Origin of the sequence: Streptomyces sp. DG2A-72 (assembly GCF_030499575.1) — a bacterium.
In the GTDB taxonomy this organism is placed as follows: Bacteria; Actinomycetota; Actinomycetes; order Streptomycetales; family Streptomycetaceae; genus Streptomyces.
Map to the genome: position 1 here is coordinate 6,390,583 of NZ_JASTLC010000001.1, position 21,304 is coordinate 6,411,886.

At 68.4% G+C, this 21,304-nt stretch carries 15 protein-coding genes; 7 read left to right on the top strand and 8 right to left on the bottom strand.

Annotation, left to right across the window (positions count from 1 at the left end):
• Positions 1–189: 189 nt before the first annotated feature.
• The 5 genes from QQY66_RS30480 to QQY66_RS30500 all read right to left on the bottom strand — a co-directional run bounded on the left by QQY66_RS30480 (position 190) and on the right by QQY66_RS30500 (position 4,365).
• The gene (locus tag QQY66_RS30480; protein WP_301983465.1) at positions 190–969 is read right to left on the bottom strand and encodes a succinate dehydrogenase iron-sulfur subunit; all 780 of its coding nucleotides are present in this window, start codon (positions 967–969) and stop codon (positions 190–192) included.
• The gene (sdhA, locus tag QQY66_RS30485; RefSeq protein ID WP_301983466.1) at positions 969–2,723 is read right to left on the bottom strand and encodes a succinate dehydrogenase flavoprotein subunit; all 1,755 of its coding nucleotides are present in this window, start codon (positions 2,721–2,723) and stop codon (positions 969–971) included. Before sdhA ends, QQY66_RS30480 begins: the two co-directional genes overlap by 1 nt.
• A gap of 33 nt (positions 2,724–2,756) precedes the next feature.
• Positions 2,757–3,239, bottom strand: coding sequence for a succinate dehydrogenase hydrophobic membrane anchor subunit (locus QQY66_RS30490; RefSeq protein ID WP_301983467.1), 483 nt, complete (start codon positions 3,237–3,239; stop codon positions 2,757–2,759).
• A 5-nt stretch (positions 3,240–3,244) separates the two neighbouring features.
• A complete protein-coding gene (gene sdhC / locus QQY66_RS30495; RefSeq protein WP_301983468.1) occupies positions 3,245–3,625 on the bottom strand; it encodes a succinate dehydrogenase, cytochrome b556 subunit in 381 nt (126 codons plus the stop codon).
• A 179-nt stretch (positions 3,626–3,804) separates the two neighbouring features.
• Positions 3,805–4,365, bottom strand: coding sequence for a 2-oxo-4-hydroxy-4-carboxy-5-ureidoimidazoline decarboxylase (locus QQY66_RS30500; RefSeq protein WP_301983469.1), 561 nt, complete (start codon positions 4,363–4,365; stop codon positions 3,805–3,807).
• Between the two features lie 202 nt (positions 4,366–4,567).
• Between QQY66_RS30500 and QQY66_RS30505 the strand changes: the two genes are divergently transcribed.
• Together QQY66_RS30505 and QQY66_RS30510 are read left to right on the top strand one after the other, a co-directional pair.
• A complete protein-coding gene (locus QQY66_RS30505; RefSeq protein WP_301987551.1) occupies positions 4,568–6,178 on the top strand; it encodes a glycoside hydrolase family 20 protein in 1,611 nt (536 codons plus the stop codon).
• A 709-nt stretch (positions 6,179–6,887) separates the two neighbouring features.
• Entirely contained in the window at positions 6,888–7,457 is a 570-nt protein-coding gene (locus tag QQY66_RS30510; RefSeq protein WP_301983470.1) for a hypothetical protein, read from the top strand.
• A 9-nt stretch (positions 7,458–7,466) separates the two neighbouring features.
• On the opposite strand, the gene QQY66_RS30515 is transcribed toward QQY66_RS30510, so the two are convergent.
• Positions 7,467–7,961, bottom strand: a complete 495-nt coding sequence (locus QQY66_RS30515; RefSeq protein WP_301983471.1) for a DUF1877 family protein — start codon at positions 7,959–7,961, stop codon at positions 7,467–7,469.
• A 165-nt stretch (positions 7,962–8,126) separates the two neighbouring features.
• Between QQY66_RS30515 and QQY66_RS30520 the strand changes: the two genes are divergently transcribed.
• Positions 8,127–8,522 (top strand): hypothetical protein, encoded by a 396-nt coding sequence (locus tag QQY66_RS30520; RefSeq protein WP_301983472.1) that lies wholly within the window; start codon positions 8,127–8,129, stop codon positions 8,520–8,522.
• A gap of 49 nt (positions 8,523–8,571) precedes the next feature.
• Here the strand turns inward: QQY66_RS30520 and QQY66_RS30525 are convergent, their stop codons facing one another.
• Positions 8,572–11,136, bottom strand: a complete 2,565-nt coding sequence (locus QQY66_RS30525; RefSeq protein WP_301987552.1) for an FG-GAP-like repeat-containing protein — start codon at positions 11,134–11,136, stop codon at positions 8,572–8,574.
• 432 nt (positions 11,137–11,568) lie between these two features.
• Between QQY66_RS30525 and QQY66_RS30530 the strand changes: the two genes are divergently transcribed.
• The 4 genes from QQY66_RS30530 (at position 11,569) to QQY66_RS30545 (ending at position 20,432) form a co-directional block, all read left to right on the top strand.
• The gene (locus QQY66_RS30530) at positions 11,569–12,186 is read left to right on the top strand and encodes an RNA polymerase sigma factor (protein WP_301983473.1); all 618 of its coding nucleotides are present in this window, start codon (positions 11,569–11,571) and stop codon (positions 12,184–12,186) included.
• Positions 12,187–12,246: 60 nt separating this feature from the next.
• Positions 12,247–12,963 (top strand): hypothetical protein, encoded by a 717-nt coding sequence (locus QQY66_RS30535; RefSeq protein ID WP_301983474.1) that lies wholly within the window; start codon positions 12,247–12,249, stop codon positions 12,961–12,963.
• A 462-nt stretch (positions 12,964–13,425) separates the two neighbouring features.
• Positions 13,426–13,800, top strand: a complete 375-nt coding sequence (locus tag QQY66_RS30540) for a hypothetical protein (RefSeq protein WP_301983475.1) — start codon at positions 13,426–13,428, stop codon at positions 13,798–13,800.
• A gap of 407 nt (positions 13,801–14,207) precedes the next feature.
• Entirely contained in the window at positions 14,208–20,432 is a 6,225-nt protein-coding gene (locus QQY66_RS30545) for a DNRLRE domain-containing protein (RefSeq protein ID WP_301983476.1), read from the top strand.
• Positions 20,433–20,534: 102 nt separating this feature from the next.
• Here QQY66_RS30545 and QQY66_RS30550 read toward each other — a convergent pair whose 3' ends face one another.
• Positions 20,535–20,996 carry a hypothetical protein gene (locus tag QQY66_RS30550; protein WP_301983478.1) on the bottom strand — a complete coding sequence of 154 codons (462 nt, stop codon included), beginning with the start codon at positions 20,994–20,996 and terminating at the stop codon, positions 20,535–20,537.
• Positions 20,997–21,304 lie beyond the last annotated feature (308 nt).

Genomic DNA, 21,304 nt, shown 5'->3' on the forward strand with positions numbered 1-21,304 from the left:
GAGTAAGAAGTGGTACGGCTCTCCTGGCGGCAGCAGAGCCCGGGCCGACGATGTGATCACTCGTTGAGGTGAAGCGGCTCGGAACGCTGAGCGGACAGGCGGGACTCCGTCGCGCAACTGACTGCCCAACGCCAGAGGGCCCTGTTTCCGAAGTAGCGGAAACAGGGCCCTGAAGCCAGACAGAGAGGGTCAGAAGCGGCGCGTGATCAGCGCCTTCTTGACCTCCGCGATCGCCTTCGTGACCTCGATGCCGCGCGGGCAGGCGTCCGTGCAGTTGAAGGTCGTGCGGCAGCGCCAGACGCCGTCCTTGTCGTTGAGGATCTCCAGGCGTTGCTCGCCCGCTTCGTCACGGCTGTCGAAGATGAAGCGGTGGGCGTTGACGATGGCGGCCGGGCCGAAGTACTGGCCGTCGTTCCAGAAGACCGGGCACGAGGAGGTGCAGGCGGCGCAGAGGATGCACTTCGTCGTGTCGTCGAAGCGTTCGCGGTCCTCGGCGGTCTGCAGGCGCTCACGCGTCGGCTCGTTCGTGTCCTTGGTGATCAGGAACGGCATGACGTCCCGGTACGCCTGGAAGAACGGCTCCATGTCCACGACCAGGTCCTTGAGGACCGTCAGGCCCTTTATGGGCTCGACCGTGATCGGCTTCTCCGGGCTGAGATCCTTGATCAGCGTCTTGCAGGCCAGACGGTTCTTGCCGTTGATCCGCATCGCGTCGGAGCCACAGATGCCGTGGGCGCAGGAGCGGCGGAAGGTGAGCGTGCCGTCCAGCTCCCACTTGATCTTGTGCAGGGCGTCGAGGACGCGTTCCTTCGGGTCGATCTCCACCTGGAAGTCTTCCCAGGCCGCATCCGCCGAGACCTCGGAGTTGAAGCGGCGGATGCGGAAGGTGGCCGTGATGTACGGGGAGTCGGCGAAGCCGGGCTCAGGCGTGCCGGCCGCGTCCGCCTTGTCCAGGGTCGGGGTTGCCATCAGTACTTACGCTCCATCGGCTGGTAGCGGGTCTGGACGACCGGCTTGTAGTCGAGACGGATGGACTCGGTGCCGTCGTCGCCCACCTCGCGGTACGCCATGGTGTGGCGCATGAAGTTGACGTCGTCGCGGTTCGGGTAGTCCTCGCGGTAGTGGCCGCCGCGGGACTCCTTGCGGGCCAGGGCGGAGACCGCCATGACCTCGGCCAGGTCGAGCAGGTTGCCCAGCTCGACGGCTTCCAGGAGGTCGGTGTTGAACCGCTTGCCCTTGTCCTGGATCGAGACGTTCAGGTAGCGCTCGCGGAGTTCCGCGATCTTCTCCACCGCCGTCTTGATCGTCTGCTCGGTGCGGAAGACCATGACGTTCGCGTCCATGGTCTCCTGCAGCTCGCGACGCAGGACCGAGACCCGCTCGGTGCCGGTGGCGTCGCGAAGGCGCTCCACCTGGTCGAGCACCAGCCGCGCGGGGTCCTCGGGCAGCTCGACGAAGTCCGCCTTCTGCGAGTACTCGGCGGCGGCGATGCCGGCCCGCTTGCCGAACACGTTGATGTCCAGCAGGGAGTTGGTGCCGAGGCGGTTCGCGCCGTGGACGGAGACGCAGGCGACCTCGCCCGCCGCGTACAGGCCGGGGACGACCGTCGTGTTGTCGGCGAGCACCTCACCCTCGACGTTCGTCGGGATGCCGCCCATCGCGTAGTGCGCGGTGGGCTGGATCGGGATCGGGTCCGTGTACGGCTCGATGCCCAGGTAGGTGCGGGCGAACTCCGTGATGTCGGGCAGCTTGGCGTCCAGCTGCTCCGGGGGAAGGTGCGTCAGGTCCAGATAGACGTGGTCACCCTCCGGGCCGCAGCCCCGGCCCTCGCGGATCTCGGTGTAGATCGACCGCGATACGACGTCACGCGACGCCAGGTCCTTCATCACCGGCGCGTACTTCTCCATGAAGCGCTCGCCGTCCTTGTTGCGGAGGATGCCGCCCTCACCACGAGCGCCCTCCGTCAGCAGGATGCCCATGCGCCAGATGCCGGTGGGATGGAACTGGAAGAACTCCATGTCCTCCAGCGGCAGCCCACGACGGTAGACCGCCGCCTGGCCGTCACCCGTCAGCGTGTGCGCGTTCGACGTCACCTTGAAGAACTTGCCGCAGCCGCCGGACGCGTAGATCACGGCCTTCGCCTGGAAGACGTGGATCTCGCCGGTCGCCAGCTCGTACGCCACCACGCCGGCCGACCGCTTCACGCCGTCGACCTCGGTGATCAGCTGGTCCAGGACGTAGAACTCGTTGTAGAACTCCACGCCCTCCTTCACGCAGTTCTGGTACAGCGTCTGGAGGATCATGTGGCCGGTGCGGTCGGCCGCGTAGCAGGAGCGGCGGACCGGGGCCTCGCCGTGGTTCCGGCTGTGACCGCCGAAGCGGCGCTGGTCGATCGTGCCGCCCGGCGTGCGGTTGAACGGCAGGCCCATCTTCTCCAGGTCGAGGACCGAGTCGATGGCCTCCTTCGCCAGGATCTCGGCGGCGTCCTGGTCGACCAGGTAGTCACCGCCCTTGACCGTGTCGAAGGTGTGCCACTCCCAGTTGTCCTCCTCCACGTTGGCCAGCGCGGCGGCCATGCCGCCCTGCGCGGCGCCCGTGTGGGAGCGGGTGGGGTAGAGCTTGGTGAGCACGGCGGTGCGGCTGCGCTTCGTCGACTCGATCGCGGCGCGCATACCGGCGCCACCTGCGCCGACGATGACTGTGTCGTACTTGTGGATCTTCATGAGTGGTTCTCTCAGTCCCTCAGTCCCGTGCGCCTAGCGGATGTTCGGGTCGAAGGTGAAGATCACCAGCGTGCCCAGCAGGATGGTGAACACCGTGGCGGTGTAGAGCAGGCCCTTCAGCCACAGCCGGGTGTTCGCGCGCTCCGCGTAGTCGTTGATGATCGTGCGCAGGCCATTGGTGCCGTGCAGCATCGCCAGCCACAGCATCAGCAGGTCCCAGACCTGCCAGAAGGGGCTGGCCCAGCGGCCGGCCACGAAGGCGAAACCGATCTTCGACACGCCGCCGTCCAGCACGAGCTGGATCAGCAGGTGGCCGATGACCAGGACGACCAGCACCACGCCGGACAGGCGCATGAACAGCCAGGCGGCCATCTCGAAGTTGCCCCGCGTGGACTTCGGGGTCTTCTTGGTCCGCTTGCGCGGAGCTTCGATCAGCGGTGCCGGGTTGTCGACGGTGTAGATGGACTCGCCCTCTACAGGGCCGATCCCGGCAGCGGTCTTTTCGGTGGTGGACATGCGCGTCAGCTCCCGAACAGTTCACGAGCGGCGTGACCGAGGACGGGGTAGATCGCCCCGAGCATCAGTACGAGCCACAGGCCGACGACGGACCAGAGCATCTGCTTCTGGTAGCGCGGGCCCTTGGACCAGAAGTCGACGGCGATGACACGCAGGCCGTTGAGCGCATGGAAGAGGATGGCGGCGACGAGGCCGTACTCCAGCAGCGCGACGAGCGGCGTCTTGTACGTGGCCACGACGTCGTCGTAGGCCTCGGGAGAGACACGGACGAGAGCGGTGTCCAGCACGTGAACGAACAGGAAGAAGAAAATGAGGACGCCGGTGACTCGATGAGCCACCCAGGACCACATTCCTTCCCGGCCGCGGTACAGCGTTCCAGCCGGCACGGAAGTTCCTCCGGGAGCGGGGATTGGGGCCGCGCCGGCTTGTGCTGTCGGTCGGGCCCGGCCGGGTACGGTCCACCGGCCCCCAGCATCGTAGCGAGGCGCTGCGGCTGGGCTTCGCCGGGGCCTCTCGGTGTGATCAATGTGGCAGGCGAACGGGCTATTGGGGGTGGTGTGTGCGGTTATGTGCCGGGTGCGGCTGGGTGGGGGCTGGTCGCGCAGTTCCCCGCGCCCCTGAGGGCATCTCTCAACCGTCCCTTTGCCAGGCGGCGGAGTTCCTCTGCCGCTACCACCCGTTCCTCTTCCGGATCGTTTGTCAATCGTGACCGGATTCCTGCCAGTACGTGGTTGAGGACCTCGTTCGGCGGCAGGTTGCCCACGTAGATCACGAATACATGCCCGAATTTAGCCTCGTATGCGGCATCCGCGGCACGCAGTGCGGTATGGGCGGCCGAGTACGTTCCGTCGGGGAGTTCAGGAAGCGTTTCTTCTGCCAGTGCCGCTGCCAGGTCGGCCGCCGTCAGGTCGTACGCCGCCTCGTCGGACGCGGCCAGGAGGGACTCGAGGTCCGGGTAGGGGCGGTGGTCGGCTACCCGGTGGGCCCAGCGGGGGCTGTGGAGGCAGGTCAGGAGGGTGTGGTGGACGTCTTCGAGGGGGGCCGTGTTGAAGTGGTCCAGCGGGGAAGACGTGTGCCGGGTCTGCTCGGGTATGGCGACTTGGCCAGGGAGGTGTGTGGGCGTCACGTGATTCGGCAGGGGATGGTGTGAGAGATGTGCCACCACGTTATCGAGAACGGACATGACGTGTCCGACGGATGCCCGAATTTCACCCGCACGGGAGAGTTTCGGAACGCGTGGTGGACGGATGTCGCACGGCTCAGGGCCTAGGTTGGCGCCCGTGAGTCAGCACAGGCGCAGGATCTCGGCATGGACGGACAGGCGGCGGATGCTGGTCGCGGCGGCGACCGTGGTGGCGGTCGGGCTCGGTCTCGGGATCTGGGCGGCCGCGGGGGACGAGGGTGATCCCGGGACCGGTTCGGCGTCCCGGCTGCCCACGGCCGGAACGACGACGACGTCGGCCGCGGCCCCCTCGGAGACTCCGAGTCCCCGTCCCAGCCCGAGCCGCACCTACCCGCTGTCGAAGACGCCCCGCACCATCCCCGCCGTACGCGCGCACACTCCCGCCCGTGGGCCCGGCTGGAAGCCGGCGCGCGGTCAGCGGGTGGTCGTGAACGACGCGGAACTCGTCGACGAGGGGCGGCTGCTCGCGGGTGAGCTGGGGCTGTCGTACGCGGGGGAGAAGGGCGACGTGCGCGCCGGGGACGTACGGCTGGCGCTGAACGACGACGAGGGCGCGGATCCGGAGTCGTACACCATGACCGTGCGCGGCGGGCGGGTGAACATCAGCGGGCCCGCGGACTCGGGCGTGTTCTACGGCACCCGGACGCTCAAGCAGGCGGTGCGCGGCAGTGGTGCGGCGCCGGAGGGCGTCGTACGCGACGAGCCGGCGAAGCCGCAGCGGGGGCTGATGCTCGACATCGCCCGCAAGCACTTCACGGCCGGCTGGATCGAGAACCGGGTGCGTGAGCTGGCGGACCTGAAGTTCAACCAGCTGGGGCTGCACTTCTCGGACGACCAGGGGTTCCGGATCGAGTCCGACACGCATCCGGAGATCGTGTCCAAGGAGCATCTGACCAAGGCGCAGGTGAAGAAGATCGTCGAGCTGGGGGAGCGGCTGCATGTGACGGTCGTGCCCGAGATCGACTCTCCGGGGCATCTCGGGGCCGTGATCGCCGCCCATCCCGATCTGCAGCTGCGCAGCGCGCAGGGGGCGGCGCCGCGGGGTGCGATCGACATCTCCAAGGATGAGGCCGGCACCATCGTCGACGATCTGTTGAACGAGTACGCCGAGCTGTTCCCCGGCGGCTACTGGCATCTCGGCGGCGACGAGTACGCGGCGCTGACGTCGGACGATCCCGAGGCCGCCTATCCGCAGCTGGCCTCCGCGGCCACCGAGGCGTACGGCTCAGGCGCCACCGTCGCCGATCTCGCCACCGGCTGGCTCAACGACCGTGCGGACACGATCCGTACGCACGACCGGACGATGCGGGCGTGGAACGACGGCTTCTACGCCGGTACGTCCGTCGAGGCGGCCGAGGATCTCCAGGTCGCCTACTGGACGGGCAAGGAGATCGGGGCGCGGTTGCCGGTGGAGTATCTGAGAGCCGGGCGCGACCTCGTCAACTACAACGACGAGTTCCTGTACTACGTCCTCGGGCAGCCGCAGACCTTCGTCTATCCGACAGGGCAGCGGATCTACGAGCAGTGGACCCCGCGGGTGGTGCGCGGTACGCAGGCGGTGCCGGTGCGGTACGAGGACCAGATCCTCGGCGGCTCCTTCGCCGTGTGGTGCGATCTCGCGGACTCGCAGACCCAGGACCAGGTCGCGGCCGGGATCCGGATGCCGTTGGCGGCGACCGTGCAGAAGCTGTGGAACCCGGGCCGGCCGCAGCTGTCCTGGGCGGAGTTCAAGGCGCTGGCCGAGCGGCTGGGGTGACGGCTGGAGTTGCGCAGACACGCGCGAATTGTCCGATGTTGCTGCGAACTCCCGTGCGACTGTGGTGTATTCGGCGCGAGCCGAAGCCGAGAAGGGGGCCGGGATGGGCTACTGGGGGTACTTCGTCGTGGGGCGCAGCGAGCGGCCGCTCGGCGAGTTGGTGATGTTGTGGGGCGCGCTGGGTATGACCCCAGCGCGCCTGCCCCAGACGGCCAACTGGCAGGTGTGGGAGTACCGTTCCTCGCGGCGTCGGGTGATTGCCTGACTCCGCGTCCGGGATGTGCCGGACTGCCCCGCGAACGGTCTTCGGGGGCGGGGGCGCGCTGGTCCGTCTCGGCGATCCGCGTCTTACGGCCGACAGGCTGCGCGAAGTCCTCGGCGGGGCTTGACCGCTCCCCTGCGATCCTCGGCTGCAAGCGCCCCGACGGGTAGCTCTCTCGGCACGATCCTCTGGTCGCGCAAAGTCACACCTCGCCGATGGCAGGCACTCCGCTGTGATCGACGAATGTACGGTATCACCCAATGAGAGTAACCCGTGACCTACTGTGACCACTGGCGCCGATCCGTTGGCCGAAAATCTATTCTTCCGTATGCTCGACCGGCTCGGCGTCGTTCCCCTGTGACACTCGCGGGCCGTCGCACGCAGTAAGGGGAAGTGCGGGCTCCGTAAAGGTGGGCGCCCCGCGAAGCCCCGCAGAGGGAGGCGTGGATGAGCCTGGTGGAACTGATCGCGCAGGCCGACGAACGCGGCCTGGCCGCCAGCGGGTTGGCTTGTTTGGATCGCTGCGTACCGCTGCTGGGCGGTGACGACGAGGTGCTGCGGCCGTTGTGGGGGAACCTCGCGGACGGCGGGGACACCGCCGCGTGGGGCGAACTGCTGGAGCAGGCGCGCGGAAAGCTGGGCATCGCGGACGTCATGGACGACGCGGATGTCGAGGACGAGGCCGCGCTGCTCGTCCGGCGCATGCTGGCCGCCGCCCCGGCCGTCCGGTCCGCCGCCGAGGCGCGGACGTGGGCCGACGCCTGCTCCGTCGCCGCGCTGCAGATCCACCGGCTCCTCGACGTCGCGGACGACGACGCCTCGCTCGACGCCCGCCGCGAGGGCCGTACGGAGGGCATGCCGCCGCTCGTCGCCGCCGAACTGCGCCGCCAGGTCGCCGTCCTGGAGCTGCTCGCCGGGCATGGTGCGAGCGGCCTGCGCCATGCGCTGGAGGTGTCGACGGAGGGGCGGCGCGTGCTGCGCGCGGTCGTGTCGCGGCGGGCGCGGGGGCGGCGCTGAGCGTTCGGCTCAGGTGACCAGCCACTTCACCACCGCGTCGCCGTACTCCGCCGTGCGGGCGTAGAACGCGGTCAGATCGCGGTGGGACGCCGCGAAGACGCCGTGGACTTCCGGCTCCGCGTCGGGTCCGCCGTACCGCGGCAGCAGCTTGTCGCGCACCGGCCGCCACAGGGCGTCGAAGTCGGCGCCCGTGAGGAACGCGGCGACCCGGGCCACCTGCGCGGCGGTCAGCATCAGGAACGGGGGCCTGTCCGGCTCGGGATGGAGCACCGGCCGGCCGCCCAGGACCACATGGGCCCACGGTCCCTCCTCGGCGTGGTGCGGGGGCGTGCAGGCGTAGAGGAGCTGGTGGTCGACGTAGTGCTGGTCGAGCATTTCCTCGCGGTGCCGGTCGAGGCGCCGGCGCACGGTGTCCCAGTCGTCCTCGAAGAGCTTCTGCTGCCAGGTGGCGCTGTTGCGCAGGGCCGCGGGTGGTACGGCGCGCAAGTGGAAGTACATGCTCATCGGTGACAAGAGCGCACCGACACCCCGAATCGTCACTGGGGCGTCAACCCGTCGTGCTGAGCGAATCCTGTGCGGGTCGTGCAGGCGGTGGGGCGGTCCTGCACCGGTCTCGCGCAGTGGCCCGATCCGCGTGACGAAATACCCGCTGACCTCGCTTTTCCCTATGTGACGACACAGCAGGAGAGCAGGCCCCAGGCCGCGGTGAAGCCGGTGCGTTGGGCGGCGGACGCGGTGGCGACCATGCGCGAGGGTGCGCGGCTGCGGCTCGACTACTCGGCGCAGAGCCTGTGGCGCGTCGACCGGATGATCGAGGAACTGCGCCGCGAGGGCACGCCGTACACCGCCGTGGAGAGCATGCTGCGCGGCTTCGGCGCGTACGCCGGTGAGGTCGTCGTCCGGCAGACCGGCGCCGAGTGGTGGGCGGGCGGCGGCGACCACTGGGTCCGCACGCCCGACGGCCGGCTGTGGGACCCGATCGACGAGGCCCGGCGCTGCTTCGCCGGGGACGGCTCGCTGCGGCTGCTGTGCCGGGACGCGACCCGCGGAACGGCACGCCACTGACCGGCCGGGGCCCTGCCCACTGCACAGGGCCCCGGCCGACCCGCCTCGCTTACGGCGCCAGGGTCTGGCCCAGGCGGGCTCCCGTCGGCAGGCCCAGCGTGCCCTTGCCGAACATGACGGTGTACGAGTACCCGAGCCCGGTGCTGTTGCTCGGGACGTACGTCAGGACGCCGTTGCCCGCGTCCTCGCCCTGCGCGCCGAACGTCAGGTCCGTGCGCCCGTACCCGGACAGGTCCGCCAGCGACACGGACGAGCCGAACGCGTCGCCGCTCTCGGTGGCGCCGGGGACGCCGGTGGTGTCCTGCGAGATCGAGACCGCGCCGGAGCCGGTGAGACCGGACGACGTGCCCTTGATGAGGATCGCGTTGCCCGCGTTCGTCTGGTTGACGCCGCTGCGGATGAGGTCCTCGTTCGGGACGCCCGCGAGGACGTCCGCGTAGCCGTCAGCGTTGTAGTCGCCGATCGAGACCGAGGCGCCCATCGCGTCGTACGACTCGTTGGCGCCGGGCACTCCCGTGGTGTTCTGGTGGATGGTCGTCATCCCGGTGGTGGTGAAGCCGGTGGACGTGCCCGGGACCATGGTGACCTGGCCGGCGGTGACCCCGCTGGACTCGGCGGCGATGGGCTGGCCGATGACGATGTCGTCGTAGCCGTTGCCGTTGACGTCGCCCGCGGCGATGGAGCGGCCGCCCTTGACGGAGATGACGCCCACCTTGGCCAGGCCGGTGGCCGAGCCCGCGAAGCGGACGACGCGGCCGATGCCGCCGGTGTCGCGGTAGTTGAGGGCCACGTCCGCGTAGCCGTCCCGGTTGAAGTCGCCGGTCGCGGCGTCCAGGTAGGCGAGGGAACCCGTGGCGCCGGTGAGCCTGCCCGATGTATAGCCACCGTCGGTCAGCCGCACGTTCCAGTTGCCGCCCGTGCCGGTGCCGGCCGAGAAGACGTCCGCCTTGCCGTCGGCGTTGAAGTCGCCGACGGTGACCGTCGAGCCGAGCTTGGCGCCGGACGCCGTGACGCCGCTGGTGGTGTACGCGAAACCGCGGGTGAGGTCCGGGCCGTACATCACGGACACCTGGCCGCGATCGGCGTTGCCGCTGGTGTCGTCCTCGCCGGGGGAGCCGATCGCGAGGTCGGCGTAGCCATCGCCGTTGACGTCGCCCCACGCGGTCGAGTAGCCGAAGTTGTCACCGGTCTCGGTGGTGCCGGGGATGCCCGCGCTGTTCTGCGTGAACGCCCGCTTCGAGGCGGTGACCGGGCCGTCCAGGCCGCCCGGGACCACGGTCACCAGGTTCACCCTCGGCGTGCCCGCGACCAGGTCCTCGGTGCCGTCGCGGTTGAAGTCGGCGGTCGGGATCGCGGAGTTCTTGCCCGCGCTCGCCGCGAAGCGCCGGATCTCGGCCAGCTTGGCGTAGAGGTTCTTGCCCGGGCAGGCGGTGGCGAAGCCGTCGCGGTGACCGGAGATGGTGTTGAGCGTGGCCTGCTGGCCCTCGTCCCAGACGCCGGTGTCGGCGCCCGCGGTCAGCGTGACCTTGCCGGTCGGGTTGCCGCCGTACTGGCCGAGCTTCCAGGCGGCGACGCGGGCCACGGACTCCAGGGTGGCCCGGGTCGGCCGGCCGGCGGGCTTCGCGGGTGTGGTGGCCGTAGCGGCGGCGCCCTCGAAGTCGCCGAGGACGGCGATGCCCGTCGAGTCACCGTTGAAGCCGTAGGTGTGCGCGCCGCGCACCGGCAGGTCGACACCGCCCGCGCGGCCCTCGAAGATCCGGCCGCACTTGTCGACCAGGAAGTTGTAGCCGATGTCGTTCCACTGCTCGGTCTGGACGTGGTACGCCATGATGCCGCGCACCAGCGAAGCCGACTCGGCGCAGCTGTAGTTGTTCGTGCCGACCGTGTGGTGCACGAAGACCGCGCTGACCTTGTCGATGTACTCCGCCGGGTCGTCGACCATCGACTCGTCGGCGCCCCACTGGGCGCGGGAGATGATCGGCGGCCGGTGGACGGTGGAGGGCGGGGCGGTGGGGACGGTCGCCGTGGGGGTCGGGCTGGGGCTCGGGCTCTGGCTCGCGCTCGGGCTCGAACTCTGGCTCGGGGACGGGCTGTTGCTCTCACTCGGGGAGGTCGAGGTGGTCGGGGGCGGCGACGCCGATGTGCTGGACGGCGACGCGCTCGCGTCCTCGACGACGAAGGCCGCGGCCTCCATGCCGGAGCCGGAGCCTGAGCCGTCGAGCGCCTTGTTCTTCGCCTCCGCGGCGGTCACGCCGGGGTCGACGAGGTTGATCTCGAGTCCCTTGGGCAGACCGGCACTCGCCGAGCCTCCCCCAGAGGGGGTACCCCCAGCGGCGACGACACGGGCCTCGACCCCGTCGGACGGCCCGACCCAGAGCGGCTCGGAACCGCCCCGGGCGTCCTCGGCGCCGGGCTCGGCACGGTCGACGGGGTGCGCCTCGTCGACGTCCAGGTCCTGCCAGCCGGTCCACTCGCCGGTCTCGACGCTCCGGGTCCGCACCTGCGCGGTCCCGTCGAGCGCCTGGGCGTCCTCGGCCCAGGTGACGCCGAGCAGCGAGAACTGCTGGGTGCCGGTCCTGGCGAGTTCCCGCTTGCCGGTGCCGGCGGCCTTCATGGTGAGGTCGTGGACTCTCACCGGCCGCTTGTCGCGGGCGACTTGGGCCGCTTGATCGGAACTCGGTTCGGCGACCGCGTAGGTCACGACTCCCGCGCCCCCCAGTACCACTGCCCCGATGGTGAGCCACGTTCTTCGCTTGAGGCTCAGTGGTCTGTACGCATGGGTCGTCTTGCGACTCAAATGTCCCACCCCTAGAAATCAACAGAAGGCCCACCCGTCACAGGGGTCGGCGATCCTTACAGCGCCTGGCGGTCTGTGAACATCACGGGACGGGGATGTGCCCTGCGTCACTCCCTTCACCGGCGGCACGCCGGGGGCGCTGTGACACTTCCGTGAAGCCCGGCGCTGATGACCATGGGGGCTGTTCGCGCGGGCGGTGACGTCGCGCCGGGCGGTCCGCCACGGACTCGGTACGAACGAGGACAGTTCTTGGGCCAGGGAAGGGAACCCCGCCGCGTGCACGCGTACGACGGGGAACTGGGCGCGGCCGTCGCGCGGGCCCAGGACGGTGACGAGGCCGCCTTCGCGGTCGCCTACCGGATCGTGCAGCCCGGACTGCTCGGCTATCTGCGCGGGATCGTCGGCGACGACGCGGAGGACGTGGCCTCGGACGCGTGGCTGGAGATCGCCCGGGACCTCGGGCGGTTCAAGGGCGACGGGGCCGGGTTCCGGGGCTGGACGGCGACCATCGCCCGGCACCGGGCGCTGGACCATCTGCGCCGGCAGAAGGTACGGCCCCGGTCGACGGCGACGGAGCAGGACGTACTGGATCTGCCCTCCGCGCACAGCACGCACGACCAGGCGCTGGAGGGCATCTCGACCGAGTACGCCCTGCAACTGGTCCGCGGACTGCCGCGCGAGCAGGCCGAGGCCGTACTGCTGCGGGTGGTCGTCGGCCTCGACGGCCCCGCCGCCGCCCGCGTCCTGGGCAAGCGGCCCGGCGCGGTGCGCACGGCCGCGTACCGGGGGCTGAAGCGCCTGGCGCAGCAGCTCGGAGTCGAGGGTGTGACGGATGACGGGTCCCGGACGCTGGGGGAGTCGACATGAGCGATGACGCCGGCGGGCCGCCGGACAGGCCGGAGGGCCGGACGAGGAACGGGATCGGACATGGGTGAACGGCAGCGCGGAGACCGGGCCGCATCCGGCCGCCGGGGTGCGCGACCGGGCGACGCCGTGTCCGGACCCGGGCGCGACGGGGCGGGTCTGGAGGCGCTGCTGGCCGCCGCGATCCGCGAAGGCGGTGTCGACACGGCGGGCGAGCAGCGGGCCGTGGCCGCGTTCCGGGCTGCCCGGGACGCCGGCGAGCACCGGGCCCGCACCCGCCGCCGCGACGACTGGCGGCCCCGGGAGCAGCGCGGCGTGAAGCGCTCTCTGAAGGCCACGCTCTCCCTGTTCCTCGCGAGCCTCACCCTGGGCGGCGTCGCGGTCGCCGCGATCGGCACGGTCGGTACGTCCTCCGACGGCGCCGACGGCAGCCACCAGCGCCCGCACGCGTCGGCCGGCCCGACCGACGCGACCGACGCACCGGCCGCGGAGCCTTCGGCGACGGAGTCCGTACGTCCGCACCGTCCCGCCACCGCCCGGGACACCGAGGCATACTGCCGCGCCTACGAGCACGTCAAGGGAAACGGCAAGGCCCTGGAGTCGACCGCCTGGCAGCGGCTGATCGCGGCCGCGGGCGGGGAGCGGAACGTCACCGCCTACTGCGCCCGGCAGCTGACCGACGGCAAGAAGGGCAACGCCGACAAGGCGGATAGGGCGGACAAGAACGGTAAGGGCGGCGCTCGGGCCGGGGTCGGCAACCTGAAGGGGAACAAGAAGTAACCCCTTCGAGACCTGGACCGCCGTGCCACCTCCCGGTCAGCCCACTCCTCGGCCGTCAGCCGACCACCGTAGAGACACCTCACTCGCCGGCAAGGCCCGGCCCACGACAGCCATCACGACCCGACGTACCCCGAACCGTTGAACATCCCCAAGAACCACAGGAGTTGCGTCCACGCCGCGGTTGCCGGAAGAGATGGTAACGTCACCAGCCGCGCGTACCCGGTACCAGGTAGTGAAGTCGGCTGCCTTGGCCTGTCAACCATAGGAGTCGGCTTGGCACCTCGTAAGGGAACCGGCTGGTGCGCCGCTCTCCTGTTGACGGCCGTGTCGGCGACCGGAGCTCTCACCGGGTGCCAGACTCTTGCAGATGCTGCTTCCGCCTCGGGCTGCGAGGGTACCGAGAGCCGGGTTGACGAGCTGAAGTCGCACGGCGTTCTCGACTCTCGGCCTCAGGGGACAATCGTGCCCCAAGGATTCGAGGATCTCGAGGCCGGCTGCTGGGAGGACAGCGGCGAGGCATGGTTGTACGCCGAGCGAACCTACGTCTTCCCCGGCGACAAGGCCGACGTGACCCAGCACTACCGGGCCGCGGCGGAGCGTGAAGGCTGGAAGCCGTCTCCGGCTACCCGGCAGTCCTCGAAGGAAGATCAGCCCGCAAGCCTGTGCTTCACCCTCGGCAAGGCGGACAACGCGGCGATGCTGGACGTCTACTTCCTGACCGAGGAGATCCTCGACGCGGAAGAGAGCAAGCCCGGGCCCGAATTCAGCTCTGGAGCCGGCTACCGCGTAGCCATCACCTCCACGGCCGACGGTTCCGCGACCAGTTGCTCGGATTGAAGCCGATCAGCTGCGCAGGACGAACCGTCTAGGGCAACAGCTCCTTTTCGCATGACCACCTGCAACAGATCGCAACTTTCCTCACGATCCGAACCATGAGACGACCGGTCAACTGTGCTTCCTGCAGAGCGGTTGTACGGGGCCCGTCGACTGGTGATCGCGATTCCTGCTTGTCCTCGGCCATCGGCAAGGTGAACAAGTCGTTTCCTCCAACTCTTGCCGGAGAGCGGCCATTTGGGCATTGACATATGTGAGCATCGTGTAAAGATCCTCAGATGCTTGCGGGGGGACCCGCACCGTTGCAAGGAGTGAGCTTGACAGCCACGTTCCTCAGACCGGGGCGGAGACCGGACAGACCGTCCGTCCAGCCCTTCCTCCCTACGGCTCAGCGAAGACGCCTGCGTTCGGTGGCAGCGGCAGTCGTACTGGCGATGGCGTTCGAGACCACCGTGATAGTCGGGAACGCCAACGTGGCAGCAGGCGTGGGCCTCGAAGCCCCGACTGCTGACCGAAACAAGCCGGCGAAGGACCTTGGGCCCGCGACCGCCGGCTCGGTGGCCGCCGCCCGCTTGAAGGCGAAGATCCAGAACCGTCGGATCGAGGCGCTGGACGCCCGGACCGAGACGTCCACGACGTACGTCAACCCGGACGGTTCGGTGACCGAACAGGCGTATGCCGGACCGATTCGGTTCCAGGACGACCAGAATCAATGGCAGGACATCGACGTTTCCCTGCAGAAACTGTCGAACGGCTCGGTCGGTGCCCGGCGGCATCCGCACGGGCTGCGCTTGGCAGGCAAGGCCACGGCTCCCAAGGGGCTGAAGAGTGTTGGTGAGAGCACCGGTTCGGCCGGCGTGCCCCTGGTGACGATGGAAGGCCGGACCGGGCAGCGGATGCGGCTGGGCTGGTACGGGGCCCTTCCCGCGCCGGAGATCGAGGGCGAGGAGAACAACATCGCCCGCTACCGGAGCGCCCTCCCCGCGACGGACCTCCTGATCGAGTCGACGCGTACCGGCTACGAGCAGTTCCTGGAACTGAAGGATCGTTCCGCCGTCGACGCGAGCGGGGCGATCACCTACAGCCTGACGGCCAAGGGGCTGACGGCGAAGGAGAACGCGGACGGCTCGGTCTCCTTCACCGATGCCAAGGGCAAGTCCGCTGGGGTGCTGCCGGCGCCGGTGATGTGGGACGCGCAGGTGGACGCCAAGTCCGGTGAGCACAAGCGCACCGCCCCCGTGGGGGTGAAGGTGGCCCAGGACGGCGACACCGTCACCCTGACCCTGACACCTGATGCGAAGTTCCTGGCCGACGGTTCGACGCAGTTCCCGGTGACGATCGACCCCGCGATCAACGTAGGGGCCAGCTTCGACACCTTCGTACAGGAGGGGTACACCACCGACCAGTCCGCCTCCACGGACCTGAAGCTCGGCAACAACGGCTCCTCGCAGGTGGCGCGGTCGTTCCTGTCGTTCCCGATGAAGAACATCACGGGCAAGCAGGTCACGGCGGCGAAGCTCAATCTGTTCGAGTACCACGCGTGGTCCTGCACCGCGAAGAGTTGGGAGGTGTGGTCCACCGGAGCCGCGAGCACGTCCTCGCGCTGGACGGCACAGCCGGCCTGGGGGACGAAGTACGCCACCAGCACCCAGACCAAGGGCTTCTCCAGTGCCTGCAACGACGGATGGGTCACCGCCGACGTGACCTCCCTGGCGAAGGCGTGGGCGGCCAACGGCAATGGCACCAATCACCTGGGTCTGCGGGCCACGGACGAGACCGACCCGTACGGCTGGAAGCGGTTCAACTCCGGCAATGCCGCCTCCAACACCCCCTATCTGTCGGTCACCTACAACTCGGTTCCCGAGCTGCCGACTCTGATAGCCCCGCTGAGTGCGGCGGCCACCAATGACACCACCCCGACGCTGTCGGCGAAGGCCCTGGACGGCGACGGCTCGCAGGTCACCCTCGACTACGAGGTGTGGACCTCCACCGGCACCTCCGCCCTGCGGACCGGTAGCAGTGCCGCGGTCGCCTCCGGAGCCCAGGCCAACTGGACCCCGGCCGCACTCGCGACGGGCTCCTACAAGTGGCGGGTGCGTGCCGGTGACGGCTCCGCCGTCAGCGCTTGGTCGGCGTTCCGTACCCTGACCGTGGACACCACCTCCCCTGCCGCGACCGCGGTCTCCTCCACCGACTTCCCCGCCGGGCAGTGGTCCGGCGCTCCGGACAGCAGCGGCGACTTCGCCGGAAGCTTCGCCCTCACTCCGCCCTCGGCGGACGTCAAGGAAGTCCAGTGGCAACTGGACGGCGGAGCCTGGCAGTCGATCGCCACCACAGGCGCGGCCGTGACGGCCAAGCCGGTGTTCCGCGCGGGCCGGCACACGCTGGCCGCCCGTACCAAGGACGCCGCCGGTAACGCCTCCACCACCACCAGCTTCACCTTCTACGCGGGCTCGGGCGCGGCGCTGCTCACCCCGACGCAGGGAGACCGCCCGGCGCGGCGGACCGTGCTGACGGGCCAGGGCAAGACCGCTGACACGGGGGTGCGCTACCAGTACCGGCGCGGTGAGACTGATGCCTGGAAGGACGTCCCCGTCGCCGACGTGCGCCGCAAGTCGGACAACGCGGCCGTCACCGCCTGGCCGGTGACGGTGAGCGGCGGCCTGCCGGAGGCGTTGGTGTGGAACATCACCGACAGCCTCGCCGAGGACGGTCCGATAGACGTCCGCGCGGTCTTCGGCAACGGCTCCAGCACCGACGCCTCCCCGGCAACCTCCATCACCGTCGACCGCGATGCAGGCGCCGCACCGACCCAGGGCGCCGGCCCGGGCGACGTGAACATGCTCACCGGTGATTACACGCTGTCCGCGACCGACAGTTCGGCTTTCGGCCTGACTGCGAGCCGCACGGCGTCGTCACGCCGTCCCGCGGAAGGCGGGCAGCAGGAAGGACAGGTCGCCATCTTCGGTCCGCAATGGACCGCGGGCACCGCTGCGGAACTCAGCGACTCCGAGTCGCTGTACATCCGCAAGACGTCGAGCACCTCTGTTGCGTTGGTGGACGTCGAAGGTGAGGAAACCGGGTTCACCGCGACGAGCGGCGGCGGATGGAAGCCCGAAGAAGGGGCTGAAGCCCTGACCCTGACCGGCAGCCTGACGGGCTCCTTCACCCTGAAGGACACCGAAGGAACCACGTCGCAGTTCACCAAGATCGACGCGGCCGCGACGACCTGGCAGCTCTCCAAGAGCTCGCTCTCCACGGAGAATTCCACCACCTCTCTCATCTCGGAGAAGGTCACCGTGGGCGGCACCGTGCTGGCCCGCCCGAAGTATGCGATCGCCCCCACCTCGGCGGTGAGCAACGAAACCTGCGCGAACACCCCGTCCACCAAGGGCTGCCGGATCCTGGAGTACCAGTACGCCACCACGACTACGGCGACCGCCGGCACGCTGGGCGACTACGCCGGACAGGTCTCCCGTATCCGCGTGTGGTCCACCGACCCCGGCGCGGCCGGCGCCACCGCCATCGTGGTATCGAGTTATGCCTATGACGCCTCGGGTCGCCTGCGCGAGCAGTGGGATCCCCGGGTCTCCCCGGCGCTGAAGACGACGTACACGTACGACAGCGCCGGCCGGGTGGTCACCCAGACCCCGCCGGGCGAGCTGCCGTGGACGTTCGAGTACGGCAAGGCAGGCGCCAGCTCGGTGGTCGGCGACGGCATGCTGCTGTCCGTTTCACGGCCCACCCTGAAGCCGGGCAGCAAGGACGAGACCGACGGCGGCAAGGCAGCGGTCTCCCTCGTCTACGATGTTCCGCTCTCCGGCGCCAATGCGCCCAACCAAGTGTCTCCGGCCGACGCCAGGACGTGGGCACAGACGGACACGCCCACGGATGCCACCGCCGTCTTCCCCGCCGATCAGGTGCCTGCCTCTCACAGCGGGAATGATCTCGGCGCGGGCGACTACGACAAGGCGACCACCACCTACACCAACGCCTCGGGGCTCCAGGTCAACACCGGCCTGCCCGGTCGGCACTTGACCACCACCCAATACGACGCGTTCGGCAACGTCGTCTTCGAGCTGGGGGCCACCAACCGCGAACTCGCTCTCGGCAGCGAGGAATACCAGGTCAACACCCAGAGTGAACTCGGCATCCTCTCTGATTCGACAGCTGAGCGCGCCCAGAAGCTGGCCACCGTCGCGAAGTACTCCGCCGACGGCAGACGGATGCTGGAACAGCACGGACCGGTTCATCTGGTCACCCTGACCAAACAGCTCCAAGGCGACGCCGACAGCCCCGGCATCGCGGTCGGCACCCAGGTGCCCGCGCGTGAACACACCGTCACTCGATACGACGAAGGCCGCCCCACTGACGGGTCCGCTCTGGTCCTGGACCAGCCGACCACGACATCAACCGGTGCGTCCGTCGAGGACTACCCGACCGACGGCGACGTTCGTACCACCACCACCAGCTACGACTGGGTGAAGGGCCTGCCCACCAGCAGGGTGACGGACCCGACCGGGCTCAAGCTGACCCGTTCCTCCGTATACGACGCCCAGGGACGAGTCACCAAGAACAGTCAGCCCAAGTCCAACGGAGCTGATGCCGGAACGGTTGTTTCCCAGTATTGGTCGGCCGGCGGGACCGGACCGTGTGCGGGGCGCCCCGAATGGGCGGATCTGCTCTGTTCCAGTGGCCCGGCAGGAAAAATCACCGGTGGCGGCTCGAATCCCGATGAGCTGCCCGCCAAGAGCCTCGAATACGACCGCTGGGGCAACGCCACCAAGGTCGCCGAAACCGCCAACGGTGTAACGCGCACCACGGTCACCACGTACGACGCGGCCGGACGAGGAAAGCAGATTCAGATCAGTGGGGGCGTCGGCACAGCAGTACCGACTCAGACCATCACCTTCGATCCTGCGAACGGACAGGTGGCCACCATGTCCGACGGTGCCGCCACAGTTCGTCATGTCGCTGACAAGCTCGGTCGTGAGATCTCGTACGACGACGGCGCGGGCAACGTCACGCGTACCGAATACGACGCCCGCGACCGCGTCACCAGGAGATCCGACTCGGCTCCTTCGGAGACCACGTACAGCTATGAAAGCCTGACCGGCCTGCCGACCCGGATGCACGACTCCGTCATGGGAAGCATCGGCGACGTCACCGGCTCCTACGATTCCGACGGGCGCCTCTACAAGCAGAAGCTGCCCTGGAACATGGACGTCGAGTTCAACCTGGACCCCACGGGCAGTGAGACCTCACGTTACTGGCACTGGGAATCCGGCTGGACCGTCCAGGGCGAGTCGCTCAGTGAGAACATCCACGGCCAGGTCGTCTCCCGCACCACCTACACGGGCGGTGGCGCGTACCAGGCATACTCCTACGACGCGGCCGGCCGCCTGACCAAGGCCGATGACACCCAGACCGGCGTCACGACCCACCGCGGTTATGGGTTCGACGACAACACCAACCGCACGTCCCTGGTGACCACGGTCGACGACGTGGACGGAGGAGCCCCTGCCACCACGACGGTCAACTCCTCCTACGACAGCGCCGACAGACTGATCGCCTCCGGCACTGCCTACGACGCTTTCGGCCGTACGACCACCCAGTCGAGCGGCGCCCAGAACTCCTACTACGCCAACGATCTGGTGCGCCAGATCACGGCGCGCGGCGAGCGCACCACCTGGAGCCTCGACGCGGCCGGCAGGCTCGCCTCGTCCACGACCGAGAGTCAGGACGACAACGGGGCCTGGGCCACCACGGCAACGGTTCGCAACCATTACGGGGCTGACGGAGACAACCCCACGTGGATCAGCGAAGGCGGCAGCAAGATCAGCCGAAACCTGTCGGACCTGACCGGGGGCCTGATCGCCACTACCGGCGGTACCGCTGGTGATGTGGTCCTCCAGCTCGCCAATATCCACGGTGACATAGCCACCCAGATTCCCCTGGTGGACGCCACCACTCCCGTCGTCAACAGCTACGACGAGTACGGCAAGCTCCTTCCTGGAACAGACGTGGCCCGGTACGGCTGGCTCGGCGGGGAGCAGCGTTCGTCCGAGACCCCGAGCACGGTCACGCTCATGGGAGTTCGCCTCTACGACTCGGACACAGGGCGATTTCTTTCCGTCGATCGCATAGTCGGAGGGAACGCCGGCTCCTACGACTACTGCTTCGCCGACCCGGTCAACTGCTATGACATCAGCGGAAACTACAGCATCAACGGCCTCATCCCGGAAGCCGCGATATGCGCCCTGTTCCTGCTGTGGTGTGCGGACATGGCTTATATCACTTACTGGGCCCTTGGTGAGGCGAAGAAGAGATACTCGAACGGGGCGAAGCAGAATGCCTACCGTCACTGCATTTGGCAGGCGATGCTGACCTGGGCGGTCGGTTCCTACTTGGCCAAACAACTCGGTAATGCCCACGAGAAGAATGCGGGAAGCTCTGCGGCGGCAAAGCGTGACTCCAAGGCCGACCAGTACAACAACAAGATCGGAAGAAACCGGGGAGGGAAAATCACGGCCTGGACGTACGGGAAGGCAAAAGAGACTGCTTGTCGCTTCTGCAAGGAGGCGGTCAAGAAGCACAAGCTGAAATCCAACGCCGCAGGCAAGACATGGGTCTAGCGTAGTGCCCGTGCGGGCTTGGGTTGAGCGGGGTGGCGCGGCGGTTCGCACCACCCCGCTCAACACGGGATCAGAGGCACGCATCGCACCTGACACTCGCCGTCATGTCAGGGAAGGAGTCGCCGGCCCACTGGCCGTGTCCCCGGCCTCATCGGCGAAGGCCAGGACTCCGTGCATATGGCGCAGGGGGTGGGCATTCATCTTGCGATTCGCGAAGTCATCCAACAATGCGTATCCGGCGACCAGCACGACCTCATTTCCCTCATACGACTCCAAATTGATCACCGCAGCTTCGAGTGAAGCAATCTCTTCGGCAAGTAGAGGGATGCTGTGGATGCCCTGGATCGATGCGAGTCCGACCCGTGCGAAAAGTGACGGTATCAACGTGGAACCGCTGGCGTCGGCGATCGTTTCCTTGTCTGTATCGCTCAATTCGGAAATCCGAGCATGTGCATGCTCGAAAATCTCAACGAGAGTGATTGTTTCCCGAACTGTAATGGCAATCGCATCTTTAGTGGCTGGCGCCAAAGGGGGGTGATGCTTGTCACGGTTACGTCGGCGCATTGCTATGCTCCCGGAAGAACCTGTGGCGGGGAAGTCAATGCCTCTTGATGCTCGGGCATTCCATTCCAGGGCTGATGACCCAGGGGGTCAAGTGGTGTCCCAAGTGTAGCGCAAGCGCTTTCTGTTTTTGAGCAGTCCTGATCGCATTTTTGTAAAGACTTGCATTCAGGCCGGCGACCCATACCTATACGGACTCGGGCCGCGACCGATAAGGCCGATCCGCCTCCACCTCCACGTCAAGCCGCACATCTGGGGTGCGTTCTCCGGATCCGGCGATGCGGTCGCCACTCACGCCGGCCTACGGCCAG